15 protein-coding genes are annotated in these 15,277 nt (G+C 30.7%); 1 reads left to right on the plus strand and 14 read right to left on the minus strand.

Annotated features, from left to right (window positions below; translation table 11 throughout):
• Window positions 1–34 precede the first annotated feature (34 nt).
• The 10 genes from argH to ABDZ69_RS11730 form a co-directional block, all read right to left on the minus strand.
• Window positions 35–1,552 (minus strand): argininosuccinate lyase, encoded by a 1,518-nt coding sequence (gene argH / locus ABDZ69_RS11685; protein ID WP_343769832.1) that lies wholly within the window; start codon window positions 1,550–1,552, stop codon window positions 35–37.
• 12 nt (window positions 1,553–1,564) lie between these two features.
• A complete protein-coding gene (locus ABDZ69_RS11690; RefSeq protein WP_343769834.1) occupies window positions 1,565–2,707 on the minus strand; it encodes an ROK family transcriptional regulator in 1,143 nt (380 codons plus the stop codon).
• A gap of 16 nt (window positions 2,708–2,723) precedes the next feature.
• Window positions 2,724–3,953 carry an L-serine ammonia-lyase, iron-sulfur-dependent, subunit alpha gene (locus ABDZ69_RS11695; RefSeq protein ID WP_343769836.1) on the minus strand — a complete coding sequence of 410 codons (1,230 nt, stop codon included), beginning with the start codon at window positions 3,951–3,953 and terminating at the stop codon, window positions 2,724–2,726.
• 15 nt (window positions 3,954–3,968) lie between these two features.
• Window positions 3,969–4,904, minus strand: coding sequence for an amidohydrolase family protein (locus ABDZ69_RS11700; RefSeq protein WP_343769838.1), 936 nt, complete (start codon window positions 4,902–4,904; stop codon window positions 3,969–3,971).
• A gap of 15 nt (window positions 4,905–4,919) precedes the next feature.
• Window positions 4,920–5,735 (minus strand): carbohydrate ABC transporter permease, encoded by an 816-nt coding sequence (locus tag ABDZ69_RS11705; protein ID WP_343769840.1) that lies wholly within the window; start codon window positions 5,733–5,735, stop codon window positions 4,920–4,922.
• A gap of 14 nt (window positions 5,736–5,749) precedes the next feature.
• Window positions 5,750–6,649 (minus strand): carbohydrate ABC transporter permease, encoded by a 900-nt coding sequence (locus ABDZ69_RS11710; protein ID WP_343769842.1) that lies wholly within the window; start codon window positions 6,647–6,649, stop codon window positions 5,750–5,752.
• A 57-nt stretch (window positions 6,650–6,706) separates the two neighbouring features.
• Window positions 6,707–8,008, minus strand: coding sequence for an extracellular solute-binding protein (locus ABDZ69_RS11715; RefSeq protein ID WP_343769844.1), 1,302 nt, complete (start codon window positions 8,006–8,008; stop codon window positions 6,707–6,709).
• A 63-nt stretch (window positions 8,009–8,071) separates the two neighbouring features.
• Window positions 8,072–8,959 (minus strand): ROK family protein, encoded by an 888-nt coding sequence (locus ABDZ69_RS11720; RefSeq protein WP_343769846.1) that lies wholly within the window; start codon window positions 8,957–8,959, stop codon window positions 8,072–8,074.
• Window positions 8,960–9,149: 190 nt separating this feature from the next.
• The gene (locus ABDZ69_RS11725) at window positions 9,150–9,335 is read right to left on the minus strand and encodes a DUF1858 domain-containing protein (protein ID WP_343769848.1); all 186 of its coding nucleotides are present in this window, start codon (window positions 9,333–9,335) and stop codon (window positions 9,150–9,152) included.
• A 158-nt stretch (window positions 9,336–9,493) separates the two neighbouring features.
• The gene (locus tag ABDZ69_RS11730; RefSeq protein ID WP_343769850.1) at window positions 9,494–10,900 is read right to left on the minus strand and encodes an NAD(P)/FAD-dependent oxidoreductase; all 1,407 of its coding nucleotides are present in this window, start codon (window positions 10,898–10,900) and stop codon (window positions 9,494–9,496) included.
• 201 nt (window positions 10,901–11,101) lie between these two features.
• Between ABDZ69_RS11730 and ABDZ69_RS11735 the strand changes: the two genes are divergently transcribed.
• A complete protein-coding gene (locus tag ABDZ69_RS11735; RefSeq protein WP_343769851.1) occupies window positions 11,102–11,608 on the plus strand; it encodes a CDP-alcohol phosphatidyltransferase family protein in 507 nt (168 codons plus the stop codon).
• A gap of 23 nt (window positions 11,609–11,631) precedes the next feature.
• On the opposite strand, the gene ABDZ69_RS11740 is transcribed toward ABDZ69_RS11735, so the two are convergent.
• The 4 genes from ABDZ69_RS11740 to ABDZ69_RS11755 form a co-directional block, all read right to left on the minus strand.
• Window positions 11,632–11,838: a DUF3006 domain-containing protein gene (locus ABDZ69_RS11740; protein ID WP_343769853.1), complete on the minus strand. Its 207-nt coding sequence runs from the start codon at window positions 11,836–11,838 to the stop codon at window positions 11,632–11,634.
• Window positions 11,839–11,857: 19 nt separating this feature from the next.
• A complete protein-coding gene (locus ABDZ69_RS11745) occupies window positions 11,858–12,295 on the minus strand; it encodes an ACT domain-containing protein (RefSeq protein ID WP_343769855.1) in 438 nt (145 codons plus the stop codon).
• A gap of 100 nt (window positions 12,296–12,395) precedes the next feature.
• Window positions 12,396–13,808 (minus strand): L,D-transpeptidase family protein, encoded by a 1,413-nt coding sequence (locus ABDZ69_RS11750; protein WP_343769857.1) that lies wholly within the window; start codon window positions 13,806–13,808, stop codon window positions 12,396–12,398.
• A gap of 90 nt (window positions 13,809–13,898) precedes the next feature.
• Window positions 13,899–15,215, minus strand: a complete 1,317-nt coding sequence (locus ABDZ69_RS11755) for a hypothetical protein (RefSeq protein WP_343769859.1) — start codon at window positions 15,213–15,215, stop codon at window positions 13,899–13,901.
• Between the last annotated feature and the right edge of the window lie 62 nt (window positions 15,216–15,277).

Consider the following 15,277-nt stretch of genomic DNA (forward strand, 5'->3'; position numbering starts at 1 on the left):
TGACAACTCTAAGTTTGTACACATCTTTTTATTTTTAAATGCCTATTAACAGCAAGTTATTTACAGTATCTCCAAGAATTTTCTCACTATCTTCTAAATCCTTTGAAATTTCCCTGTAAAAATCTATATCTTCCTTAATTTTAATCTCTCTATTTTCTAACATTCTCCTTGTTTCCTCAGGGGCTGGCCCGCCAGTAACTTTTCTTATATTTACGAAATTTACTGGATCTAAAGCCTTAGATATATCCTGCGGTGAAATATTAAGCTCCTGTACTCCTACCTCTTGGGCTAGCTCATCAAGTATTTCTGGAGTAATATCACCAATACTTAAATTATTATTGATTAGGTGTTTTACGATAGATGCTGTTATTTTATGACTCTTCCTAAAGGAAAGCCCCTTTTCTCTAACCAAGGTGTCCGCCAGCTCTGTAACAGTTATGAAGCCCTCCTTTGATCTATTAAGAAGCAAATCTTTATTTACTTTCATAGTAGCAAAAACTGATGTAAATATATTTAAAACTTTTATAGTATTTTCTATAGATTTATAAAGATGAGGTTGAAGTTGTTCTTCTGTATCTACAATATCTCCAAAAGGAGTATTATGGAGCATGTTAAATACACAGTTAGCTTCTCCTATTGCCGCACTTGCCATGGGCCTTGTATGTTCTAGTGAAGATGGATTTCTTTTTTGTGGCATAATACTACTCTTTTGTACATATGGGTCTGTTAAGTAAAATGCGTTAAATTCCTTTGTACAAAAATCTAAGGTGTCTTTTATAAGCTTTGACATATTTGTATTAAGTATCATAAGAGTGGACGCTAACTCCATAAGATAATCAGAACCCGCTATGCAATCATAGGAATTCTCAATCACATCATTAAAACCTAATAACTCGCACATTCTTTCTCTGTTAATGGGAAAACCTGTAGTAGTTATTGCTACTGCACCAATGGGAGAGAGGTTAATATTTTCATAGACTTTTTTTATTCTTTCATAATCTCTCGATAAAGAATCGTAAAAGGCCAAAAGATAGTGTGCTAAAGTTGTAGGTTGAGCTGGTTGAGTGTGAGTATAGGCTGGCATTACCGTTTCTATGTGTTCCTTGGACAGATTTAGTAAAACCTTTCTGAAATTATTTAATCTCTCCATTATTTCTATAACCTTTACCCTAAGTACCATTCTAAATTCACAAATATCCAAATCATTTCTACTTCTTGCTATGTGAAGTCTTCCTGCTACGTCTTCACCTATTATATCTTCTAATTTACTTTCTACAGTAAAAAACATATCTTCATAACTAGTATTGTATTCTACTGCCGAAAAATCCTTTTTTTCTATTTCATTTAAACCTTCAATTAGTTTTTTGCTTTCATTCAAGTCTATAATTTTTTGTTCATAAAGCATAACTACATGAGCCTTACTTATTTTTATAAAAGGCTTATAATAATATTCTCTTTGTATATTAAATACAGGCCTTAATACAGCATCTGCAAAGGTTTTTCCTGGGAAAGTGGTTCCATCAGTTTTTTCTACATGTTCTTTCATGCACATAAAATCAACTCCCTATAAATTAATACCGCACTTATTAGTTAATACTGTAGCCGCACATCCAATGACGCCCGCTTCATCTCCAAGAAATGATAGTTGTATGTTACTATTAAAAGGTGATAGTTTACCTATTCTTTCTTTTAATGGTCTTAGCAGTTGCTCTCCTGCCTTTGAAACTCCTCCCCCTATAATAACGCCTTCTGGACTTAATACACTTATTATATTACTTATTCCCATACTTAAATAATCTATCATTTCATTTAAAAGTTCTTCAGCTGCTATATCTCCATTTGAGGCATTTTCAAAAACCTCTTTAGCCGTGATTTGTACCCTCTTTTCAATTGCACTTCCTGAAGCTACACTTTCAAAATATCCATATTGATCTAAAGTAAATTTCTTCATATTTAAAGCTTCTTTTGATAAAACCAAATATCCAAATTCTCCTGCTGTATAGTTATTACCTCTATATATTTTATTATTAATCATAATTCCCCCACCAATGCCGTGACCTATGCTTATAAATACAAAATTCCTATATTCTTTTCCATTCCCCAGCCACTTTTCTCCAAGTAATGCCATGTTTACGTTATTATCTAAAAATACATTAACCCCAAATTCTTTCTCAAAAATATCTCTTATGGGAATTTCATTCCATGCCAGTTCAGGCACAGATATAGCTATTCCGTTTTTTATATCGGTTATCCCGGGTATCCCAATTCCTATTCCTAAAATTTTTTCCTTTAAGCCAGATTTCTCTATAAGTTCCTTAAGGGAGGTAATTATTTTATCTAAAGTCTGGGTTGATTGTTTTACTATAATTAAATTTTTATAAAGTATATTTCCACAAAGGTCACAAATAGCCATTAAACATTTATATGCTCCAATATCCACTGAAACAATATAACCAGCTGTTGGATTAAAAGCTAAATTAATAGGCTTTCTTCCACCTTGCTTTGTAGAAAGACCTTCACCTTGTTCTAATATAATATTTTCTTTTAATAACTCTTCTACAATGGACGATACCGTAGCTTTGCTAACCCTAGTTATATTAGAAATTTCAGCCCTTGAAATAACTTTTTGCTTTGCTATCAATGATAGTATTGTTTTTTTATTCATCTCTTTTAATAACTCTGGTATTGCTTTTGTTGCTTTTATCATATTATTTTCCTGCCTTCTATACCTTTTTTATTATGTCTAATATAATATTATCTACCTGATTCATTCCATTATTATTTATATATCCCATATACGAGAAAGTTTTATTTATATCCTTATGAATTATTCCTCTGCCAGCTTCTATTTTATTCCCCTTTAATGCTTCAATTCCACATATAATCCCATTAGAAACGGCTAAACTTGTTTTCATAGCACAACTATCCTTGGCACCATCACATAGTATTCCAAAGGATGAAGTTATTAATGAATTTATAGCAGCTATTATATCATTATAATCTCCTCCCAGTAGATATACAGTAGCTGCAGCTGACCCTGCGGCACCAGCTATAGCAGTGCCACAAACGATAGTAACTCTATTCATTTTACTCTTTATGCAAATAGCTGTTAAAATAGACAATGTTAAGGCCCTACTCCTCACAGTATCATCCACATTAATAAAATCGCACATACCTGATACAGATAACATGCTAGTAAGACCTAAATTTCCGCTTCCCCATAAACTAAGAACTGGTACCCTTTCTCCTGCCATTCTCTTACTGCAAGCTTCATATACATATTTCCTTCCTATTCTAACCAAGGCATCTTCTAATGGGGTATTTTCTATAGCATTTAAATGTTTACCACTATCTATAACTTTTTTATTAATACTTTCATAATATAATATACTTTCTTCATTTTCTTTATTTAAGTTTATAGAGTAATTATATATATCTAATAAATCTAATGATACGCAGTCATCTAATTTATCTTGCGTTATATTATTTTCAAATGTAAGTTTACCATTTTTATAAACCTGATATATATTATCATAATCATCTTTTAATATAACTTTAACCGTTTTTGTTTCTCCAACACAACTAGCTTCTAAGTATAAAGGCTGAACGTCTTCTATATAATCTACGATTATCTTCACCTTATCTATCCAATCATCTAGGATTTTTAAAGTTAATTCATCAACATCCTTTAAAACTTCTAATTTATTTTCTGGTTTCTTAATTATAGCTCCTAAAAGAGCTGCATAATGTATACCGCTTTTCTTTAAATAAGGTATACCTACAGAAAGAGCATTTTTGTATAAACTCTTGCTTAATTTCAATTCTATTTCTAGTACCTCTTCTTCTAGCTCTTTAGCAGCGTAGGCTAAAGCATAGGCCACCGCTCCTGGATCAGTACATCCTAAAGTCATCTTTATTTCTTTTTCAATTATATCCATATATCCTTTTTCCATAATTTCACCTATTCTTTATTTAACTAAGTTTAGTAAATTTAATATATTATCTCTAAATATATTTTTGATTTCATCTTTTCCCATACCTAACTCTACGCAATCCTTCACTTGGTCATCAAAATATTTTTTCACAAAACCTCTTGGGAACCATTGTGAATCCGTTCCAAATATAATTCTATTAGGTCCTATAGTTTCATAGAACTTTTTAAACAAATCTCTTACAGTCAAATTATATGGCATCCATCTTGTCCACTGATTACTACCAGAAGTATCTACATATACATTGGGACATACCCAAGCCAATTGTAATAGAGACTCTGTCTGTCCACATCCAAAATGAGGAATGATAAATGGTATATCTGGATGTGATCTTATTACATCATGAAGCACCATGGGATTTATATTATAATCATTGGCTATGCCACCTGCCCCTCCCAATATTCCAAAGTGTATAAGTATTGGTATCCTATGTTTTTCAGCTTTATTCCATAATGGTTCTAAAGATTCATCGTCTAACTTTCCATGAAGTCCTGGGGCTAAAATCTTATATCCCTTTAAACCTTCTTCAGTAATTGCTCTTTCTAATATCTCAGGAGAATTTTTTATAAAAGGGTTATGATGAGCATATCCTACAAATTTATCAGGATATTGCTTCACTATACCACTTAAGGTTTCATTCCCTCCTCCTGTGAGAAAAATCATTTTTTCTATATTATTCTTCTCCATTTCATCAATCCATAATTTTGCAGTATCCTCTATCTTATCTAAAGTTGGTAATGGTTCTGGAAAACCCCAAGCTTCTCTCCATTTTTCACTTTGATATTTATTCATTTGTTGTATTCTCTTGTATTTTTCTTCCCCATACTTTTCTATATAGTCCTCTCTTATAGTGGTTATCTCATAGCCCTTTACATCAAAATGAACATGCGAGTCAACTATCTTAAAGTTCATTTGCAATCCTCCTAACTAACCTTTTAATCCTGTTAAATGTATTCCATCTATAATTCTCTTTTGGAATATAAAGAATACAATTAATATAGGTATTGTAGCTATTGTGGCTCCTGCCATAACTAAATTCCACTGATTATAAGCTTCTCCTGAAAAAAGTGCGAGTCCCACAGGTAGTGTGTATATATCTGGACTATCCACAGCAATTACAGGCCATAAAAATGCATTCCAGTTACCTAGAAAAGTGAATATTGCCAAAGCAGAGATAGCTGGCTTTACTAAAGGTACTGCTGCTCTCCAAAATATGCCGAACTCCGATAATCCATCTATTCTTGCTGCTTCAAGAAGGTCGTTTGGTACTCCCTCAAAGAATTGTTTCATTAAAAATATCCCAAAGGCTGAGGATAGCCCAGGAAATAATAAAGACCAGTAGCTATTAAACCATCCAAGTTCATTCACCATCATATACCATGGTATAATAAGCATTTCCGTTGGTACCATTAATGTAGATAATATTATTAAAAACAAGGCGTTCTTTCCTTTAAATTCAAGTTTAGCAAAAGCATATCCTACTAAGGTATCAAAGAATAGTACTGAAATTGTTGTAATAGAAGCTATAATGAAACTATTTTTAAACCAGGTTAAAAACTTAGTATTTTCTATTACATATTTATAAGCCTCAAGAGTAGTTCTTTTAGGTATGAGTGAGATATTGTATATATCAACTCCACTTTTCAAAGAAGTACTAAACATCCATAGAAATGGAAACACCATAGCTATTCCACCAATACAGAGGAATATTATAGTTGTAATTGGAATCCTTCTCTTATTCATATATTTACCTCCTTCTAGTACTCAATTTTCTTTGTTAGGAATTTTAACTGAATAATAGTTATGAGTATTATTATTATAAATAATATTACAGTTGCTGCACTAGCAAGTCCCATTTTATAATTGGTAAAGGCAAGCTGATATATATATAGAACCAAACTCAAAGTAGAATTTACTGGCCCTCCTGGATTCCCTTGCCCTCCTCCAGTTATATTGAATACCTGGGTAAATACCTGTAGTGTTTGAATGGTACCCATTACAACTAAATATATTACAGTAGAATTTAAAAGAGGAAGGGTAATTTTCCAAAACTGGGTCCAATGACTTGCACCATCAATACTAGAAGCTTCATAGAAAGTTTGGGGAATTTGTTTAAGTCCAGCGATGAAGATTATCGTATTAAAGCCTATACTCTGCCAAATTACATTTGCAATTATAACGTAAATTGCTTGCTGAGTACTATCTAGGAAGGGCTGAGCAATTCCTCCAAAGGAAATTATAAGCTTATTTATAACTCCGCCCTGTTTCATAAACATCCATCTCCATACCCAAGCAACGGCAACAGTAGAAGTTACGTAAGGTAGAAAGTATATAGTTCTAAATATACTAGCTCCTTTAGTAAGTTTGTTGATTAAAAGAGCAATGCTTAAACTTATTGCAAGTTGAATAGGAACTCCTACAAATACATACTTAACTGTATTTGACATTGCCTTTATAAATATCTTATCTTTAAATAAGATTTTAAAATTATCTAAAAATACAAAGGGTCTTTCTTGAGATAACATATCCCATTGATGTAGGCTTATGTTAAAAGCAAATAGTGTTGGTGCTATTCTTATTAATATAAAAAATAGCAATGGAAGTGAAATAAAAATATAAGCCCACATGGCTTGTCTGCCCTTTACAGTTAATTTCATACCGTCATCCTCCTTGTATATAAACCCCATGTATTCACATGGGGTTTATATATATTATTATTTCCAATATTCATCAAGTATCTTTTGAACTTGAACTACGGCATCATCTAAGGCTTTCTTAGGATCTTGATTATTTAATAAAACTTGATCTATAGCATCGATTAAAGCTTTTCTATCCGCACCTTCATCAACATAGAAATAAGATTCTGCTACTGGTAACTGTTTAATAAATACTTCTAAGTTAGGAACTTTTAACATTTCTGGGTCATTTACTAATGATACTCTAGCACCAATTTCTCCAGTTTCCTTTGTCCACTCTTTCATAACCTCTGCTGATGTCAAGTATTGAAGAAATTTAACTGAAGCTTCTAGTTTTGCACCTTGAGCATTTCTAGTTATACCATTTGTCCAGAAAGAACCAAAGGATATTTGTTTTCCATTATGCTCTGGAAGTGGAGCTACTCCATAATTTAAATTTGGCGCCTGTTTAGCTATACCACTTAAACGATAAGAACCATCTATGTGTAATGCAGCTTTTCCATTTATAAATGCTGTAGAGTCATCTGTGAAGAAGTTGTTTTCTCCAACCTTTTCTTTTCTTACTAAATCTACTAAAAATTCAAAAGCTTTATATCCATTTTCTGAAGCATTCCACAAAACTTTTTTATTATCGTCACTTATAGGTTGTTGTCCAAATTGAGTAAGTAATATTGGTCTAAACCAGCTATGAAGTTGTCCTGTTGGTTGGAATGTCAATCCTTCTATTTCAAGATTTCCATCTTTTCTTAATGTACATTTCTTCGCCATTTCCACCAATTCCTTTAAATCCTTTGGTGGGGTTTCTGGGTCTAAACCATTTGCTTTAAATATATCTTTATTCCAAAAGAGGGCCATGGTTCTTACGGCAGTTGGTACTGCATAATATTTGCCATCCAGTTTATTAACCTTTACCATTGGAGCAAATTCTTTTTCAATCATGTCTGCTGGAAAGTCTTTTTCAGGAAGTTGTTGTAGTGCATTTGCCTTTACAAACTTAGGAAGCCAACCATAATATAAATTTATTATATCTGGTCCTGTTCCAGTAGATACTGCTGCTGTAACTTTTTGCTGATACGCATCGTAAGGAAAGTGTTTTTGAACTACCTTAATATTAGGATTTTTATTTTGGAAATCCTCAATCAATTTATCCATTAGCTTAACTTTAGGTTCATAGAAATACTGCCAGTATTCGATAGTAACTTGCTCATTTTCTTTTTTAGGGTTGTTGGCCTCTTTGCTCTTAGAGTTACTGCATCCAGTAAATGCTAATGAAACTGTCATTATCCCAGTTAGAAGAATTGATAATACTTTTTTATTCATTTTTTACCTCCTAAAATTATATAATAAATTATTATAGACCTGTTAGTTTGTTAAGTTAACTTACTAACTTTGTAAAAAAACTAATTGAGCGCTTCCCATAGCTCCGCCATATTGTCCAGTTTTACTAAGTTCTATTGATGTACTAAATGGAATAAGTTTATTTACATTTTTGCTAACCTGATATATAAACTCTTCTCCTTCGTTTGCCATTCCTCCTCCTATAACAATTTTTCCAGGATTTATAATGCAGCTTATAGCTCCTATGCCTAATCCTAAATAATTATATATCTCTTCTACCACCTCTAAGGCTACTTTCTCTCCTTTCCTTGCCCTTTCAAATATTTCCTTGCATCCTAAAGTTCTTCCTGTCTTTAACTTATACTTTATTCCTACCGAACTAGCCGAAGCATTACTCTCAAAATACCCAAAATCCTCCGTTGAATATTGCCGGTTATAAGCATCTAGTCCTAATGGTAAATATCCAACTTCACCTGATTCAAAGGTATTCCCCCTATAAATACTGTTGTTTATATAAATGCCACATCCTATTCCTGTACCTATAGTTATCATAACGAAATCTTTAAAATTCTTTGTACACCCAAAATACTTCTCTGCAATGGTCCATGAATTAACATCATTTTCAATGATAGTTTTTATTTTAAATTTATTTTCTATATGCTTTTTTAAATATACATCTTTCCATGATAATGCTGGACATACAATTACTTTTCCTTCTTCATTATCTACAATTCCAGGTACTCCGATTCCAATACCTTCTATTTCATTGCCACAATAATCTAGTAATTCTTGAATAATTCCCTCAATATTTTTCATGTAATCCTTTTCATGATAATTGCTTTTTCTCTCATAACTACTTAGTATATTTCCATCATTATCTATTACCACCCCCTTAATATTAGTTCCTCCAATATCAAGCCCAACGCTTCTCAAGTTTTTACCTCCTAATTAGTTAGTTTACATTGTGAACTATCTCTCTAACTAATTATATTCGTCAGATTTCAAAAAATTCCTTCTATTGTTTTTAAAATATTTAAACTTTTCAAAAAATATAGAAGGGAAATTTGTATTTTAATTTCAATAAAAAAGAGGCTTATAGAATATTCTATAAACCTCTCTTTTATTATTTATTTAATGCTTCTAATAACTTAGCTAAGTCAAGTCCGTGAACCATTGCCGCTTGTTCAATAGTTTCCCCTTGAGCTGATGGGCAGAATACACAACCCATTCCGAAGCTAGCTAAAACTTCTGCTGCTTCTGGCTTTATTCTCATAGCTTCACCTATAGTCATATCTTTATTTATTTGCATAATTTTCAACCTCTCCTTTGGTTAATATTTATAGTTAATAAACTGTATTGATTTAGTATACTTTATTAACTATATTATAATTTAAAATTTATTATGTTTCAAGTATATCTTTATTATCTACTCTATTCAATATACAATACCTATAAAATCAACTTTTTTTACATTTTGCTTGCTATATCCCTAGCAACAACAACTCCCGTTACTGAAGCCTGCATAAGCCCTCTTGTTATTCCCGCTCCATCGCCTATGGTATATAGATTCCTTACAGAAGTTTCAAATCTATTATTTGTTTCAAATTTACTAGAATAAAACTTTACTTCTACACCATATAATAAGGTATTTTTGCTATAAAGCCCTGGTGCAATTTTATCAAAAGCTTTTAAGGCTTCAACTATTGAAGTCAAATGTCTTTGAGGAAGAACAAAACTTAAGTCTCCTGGCACTGCATAGGATAGTGTTGGTATGGTAGTTGATTTTTTTAATCTTGAAGAATCAGTTCTTCTTCCATTTAATAAATCACCCAATCTTTGAACCATTATTCCTCCACCTGTTAACATGTTTCCTAATTGCGCAATATATTTACCATAATCTATTGGTTGATTAAACGGTTCTGTAAATGTTGTAGATACTAGTACAGCAAAATTTGTATAGTCTGTTCTTAGTTCTTTTTCTGAATAGCTATGGCCATTAACTACTGCTATATTTCCATCATAATGCTCTTCTGAAACAACTCCACCAGGATTCATACAAAAGGTTCTTACTTTATTTTCAAAAGTATCTGAGTAATACACAAGCTTTGCTTCGTATAAATCCTTAGTTAAATGATCCATTACAGAGTTAGGTACTTCCACTCTAACTCCTATGTCTACTGCATTATTAGTAGTTTTTAAGCTGTTCTTTTTAGCCTGTTCAGTAAGCCACTCAGCTCCACCTCTTCCTGGTGCTGCTATTACATAATCTGCTTTTATTTCTTTTTTACCTTCTTTGTTTTGTAAAACTATTCCTTTAACTTCCTTTTCTTCTATAATAAATTCTTTCACTTCTGTTAGTTCACTAAAATGGGTATTTGTATTATTTATAAGATGATGATACATATCTCTTAGGACATTGTAGGCAAGTTCTGTTCCTAAATGCCTAACTGGACATTCTACAAGACGAATATTATGTTTACTAGCTTCATATTTTATTTTATCTGTTTTCTCAGTATTTAATCCATACACCTTTTCATTTGCACCAAATTCTAAATATATATCATCACAATATTTTATAAGTTTATTACATTCTTCTTCCGAAAAATACTCTAATATTCTTCCCCCAACTTCTGGACTTAAAGAAAGCTTACCATCTGAAAAAGCACCTGCACCCGACCAACCAAAGGTTATGCCACAAGGCTCACAGTTTACACACTTTCCTATAGTTCTAGCAGGGCACTTTCTTCTGTCTATACTTCTTCCTTTATCTATTATTAATATACTTGCTTCTGGCTTTAATTTAGTTGTTTCTAAAGCGGTAAATATACCTGCTGGACCAGCTCCTATAATTATTAAATCATATTTATTATTCATTTTATCCCCTCCTGTAATATGGTAGCAAAAATAACTTTTTCAGTCAACAAAAATGCGAATATTATTTATTTATTTTTATTTATGATTCGTTTAATTTAAAGTTTATTTTACAAATTTAATTATTATATTATACTTAATATATACCAACTTATTACTTTTAATAATATAATATATTGATATATAAATTTAGGAGAGGTTTTTATGAATATTCCAAACATCTTAACTTTATTTAGAATATTTTTAATACCAGTATTTATTTTATTATTTTTTTCTGATATTAATAATGGCGCCCTTTATTCTTTCATTGTATTTTTTACTGCAGGAATTACAGATGTATTAGATGGATATCTAGCAAGAAAGTATAATATAGTAACTAAATGGGGTATAGTTTTAGATCCTCTAGCGGATAAACTTATGCTTATTACCGTTTTAAGTTGTTTAGCTATAAAGAAAACTATTACTTTTTTGCCTTTATTAATTGTTACTGTTAAAGAATTATCTATGATAATTGCTGGTGCAATTCTTTATAACAAGGACTTTATAATACCTTCGAATATTTTTGGTAAAGTTGCTACATTTATGTTTTATTTGGCTATTCTTGTAATTTCCTTTGGCCAAAAGTATGGTTCCTATATTTTAGATATTGCTATTGTTAGCGCTATCATTGCTTTGTTTAACTATATATTTTATTACTTAAAACAAAAATAGGGTCACCATTTTAAGTGTCCCTATTACTCATCCCATAAATCTCTTGTTAGTTCTTCAATAGTCTTCTTTCTATTTTCAGTTTCATCTCTGTCTATAGATATGTCTATGATTAACACATCTCCTTCTCTTGCGTCCTTAGGAATTAATTGAAAAGGTATATTAACCATAGCACCTTCTTCCAATTCTATTACGACATATTTATCCTCTATCCTATCTATTACACCTTTCATAAAGCTTACCTCCACCTTTTTAGTCCATGGCTACTAGCTCTAATTTAACTACATGATCCATATCCTTTATTTCATCCAGCAATTTATTAAATTCAATTTCTAGATGTGAAATATCAAAGGTTATATTCACATTAGCAGAGTTGTTTATAGGTATCTCCTGGTTAATCGTTAGAATATTTCCTTTGTAGTAAGCTATTTTATCTAATATTTTAGATAAAATACCTGGCTCATGGTCTAAGGTAAGTGCTACTATAACTTTATGATTATTCATACTACCAGTAACAGTGAATACAAAGTCTTTATATTTGTAATAAGTACTTCTGCTTATTCCTACTATTTTTACTGCTTCGGTTATTTCTTTTATTTTACCTGTTTTCATTAATTCTTTTACTTCAATAACTTTTTCAAAAATCTCAGGCAATACAGTAGTATGTATCATCAAAAACCTATCTTTCATATAACCACCCCATATTATTAAATCACATACTTATATGCCTAATAGTAACACACTTATTATATATATACAACTGTCCTTCTATGGATTACACGCTATTTTTTTATTTTCTTATTTCTACTAAGGTATTTTTAGGTATATTTTTGTATATCCATGTGGAAGCATCTCTCTCTAGTCTGATACATCCATTAGAAGCTTTAGAACCTAATTTTTTATATTCATACTGAATTATTCTTCCATTTAAATCATGCAACACGCTATGAAATAAATAATTATAGTTTATTCTTACATAATCATAGCATATATACCCTTTTTCATATCCAAAACTATGCCCTCTATCCCCTACTAGAAATCTACCAATAGGTGTAGGAGTGTTATCTACACCCGTAGAGCATATAAAATTCTTTATTAGCTCTTTACCTTTATAAATAAAGACTCTCTGTTTTCCTATGTCCACAATTATACTATATAAACTTGAAGGTGTAACTTTTTTTATATAGTTTTCATATATATATCCTTTTGTTTCCCACGAACTTCCGTAACTAGAGACTTGTACATAATAAAACTCTCCAATTTTATCTAGAACTTTTACTTCCTGCGTACTACCATAGATATGCCCTATAACTTTTGAATTTAAATTAGGTTTTTGTCTTATCATAATTCTTGTAGTTTCACTGGCATTACCTACGTACATAGTAGTTATTTTCGGACTTTCTGGTATATTTGAGTTAGTGTCTTTTCCATTTGGATTTTTTATTATAGAAAATTTTATAGTTTTTGCTTCATCGTATTCTCCCAATTCATCCTTATAAATTCCAGCAGTCTCTGATTTTTTAACCCTCATGGATACTTCATAAGAACCTAGCTTTAACTTATCTGTTTTTATATTGTATTCTTTAGTAGAGTGAACTTTATTGGAGTATCCTTTTGTAAGTTCAGTCCAAGTTTTTAAGTTTTCAGAATACAAAAATACTCTATATTGAACGTCACCATAGTATTCATTAGTTTTTAAATTTAAATTCATTATAGAATTCTCAAAATAAGGTTTACTATTTAAAATACTTTCATTTATCTGAGGTTCTCCATTTTCTACACATAGAAACTTTTTAACTTTATAATCATCATAATTAATAGTTATATCCTTTAATTCCATTGAATTAACCCCTTGAGAATTACATTCCTTTGCAAAGGTTATTATCTCATATTCTCCTGGCTTAATATCAAATATATACACCTTAAACGGCTTTTCTCCATCCCTGTTTAAGGTATACCCATTAGTTATCTCCTCTACAATTTCTGTGTCTAAGTGTCTTAAGAACACTCTATAGTTTAATTCTCCTCTGTAATTTGCAACTATTGTATAATTTGTTATCTCACTTTCATATACAGGACTATTTTCAAAGCTCATATTAGAGTTTTGAAGTATTTTATTACCCCCTTCTTGTCCTCTAACCCTTCCATTTGAAAAAAGGATTAAGAATACTACTAAAATAAATATCTTATAGTTTCTTTTCATTTTTCCCCCTATCATAATTGTTAATAACCTCACTAACATATATATGCTTATTAACTTCTTAAATATGGGTACAAATTATTTTATATTTTTTTAATTATTTTCATATGTATCTTCTAACTTGCTACAATTGGAATTGTATATGAATGTATCTTGATTTTGTAATAGACTTAAATCTAATGTCAAAATAATTTTTTTTCCCATCCTCTCAAAAGTATATTCTTTCATTAAAGTATTCTTTATATGATTTATCTCTTCTCTATTATTAGTTTCTAATATTTCCATACTCTCTAAATTGCAAAAGATTTCATTTTTATGAAGCTTGGGATTAGTTAAAAAACTTACTTTAGTAGAACACTGAAATGGAATATTAAACATTATTTCCTTTAAATCTCCGCTAATTTCGTGATTTTTTATAGAGTTTGCAGTAGCATATTCTATATGTTCTAGTATTGACCCTTTTATAAACAGTTTATCTGTCCCCTTAACTAATTTACATTCCTTTAAAATTACTTTTTTATCTAAAATATTTACTTGGAAAACTGGCTCTGGAAAATTAATAAGGGCCTCTATAAAAACTTCTAGTTCAAACTGAGATATAACAAGAGAAATTTCAGAAACTGCAGATTTAAGGGAGTCACGATACCCTATATCTTCTTCATTATTATGTTGAAATGCGGTAGCATTGAGAACTACAGACTTAGAATAGAAATCAGTAGATTCTTTTTTATCAATTTCTTCATTTACATTTAATATATTGTTAATTTTATCAGGAATTTTTACATCTATATCATCTACAATATTTATTGTATTCATAGTGCCTGTAATATCTACTACATCTATTGTATTCATTATGTCTGTAACATCTATCGTATCTATTTCATTCATTGTGCCTGTCATATCTATCGTATCTATTTCATTCATTGTGCCTGTCATATCTACCGTATCTATTTCATTCATTGTGTCTATCACATCTACCGTATCTATTTCATTCATTGCATCTGTCACATCTATCGTATCTATTTCATTCATTGTGCCTGTCATATCTACCGTATCTATTTCATTTATTGTGTCTATCACATCTACCGTATCTATTTCATTCATTGCATCTCTCACATCTATCGTATCTATTTCATTCATTGTGCCTGTCATATCTATCGTATCTATTTCATTCATTGCATCTGTCACATCTATCGTATCTATTTCATTCATTGCATCTGTGATATCTATCGTATCTATTATAAAATCGTCTTTTTCGCTTATATACTCATTATTTATATCCATTCTAGGATCTTCATACGAATATTCCTTTTTATCATTATTGTTATCAACTGTATCTAATAAGATTAATAATATAAACAATTTAAGAAGAATGTCATCTTTTTGCTTATACCTGCGCTTTTTTGACATGTATTACTCCCCTCATTATTGCTCTTAAAATGAATTATAGGGAAACCCTATAAAGAAGGTTT

The organism is Clostridium malenominatum (assembly GCF_039521365.1).
In the GTDB taxonomy this organism is placed as follows: Bacteria; Bacillota; Clostridia; order Clostridiales; family Clostridiaceae; genus Clostridium_AW; species Clostridium_AW malenominatum.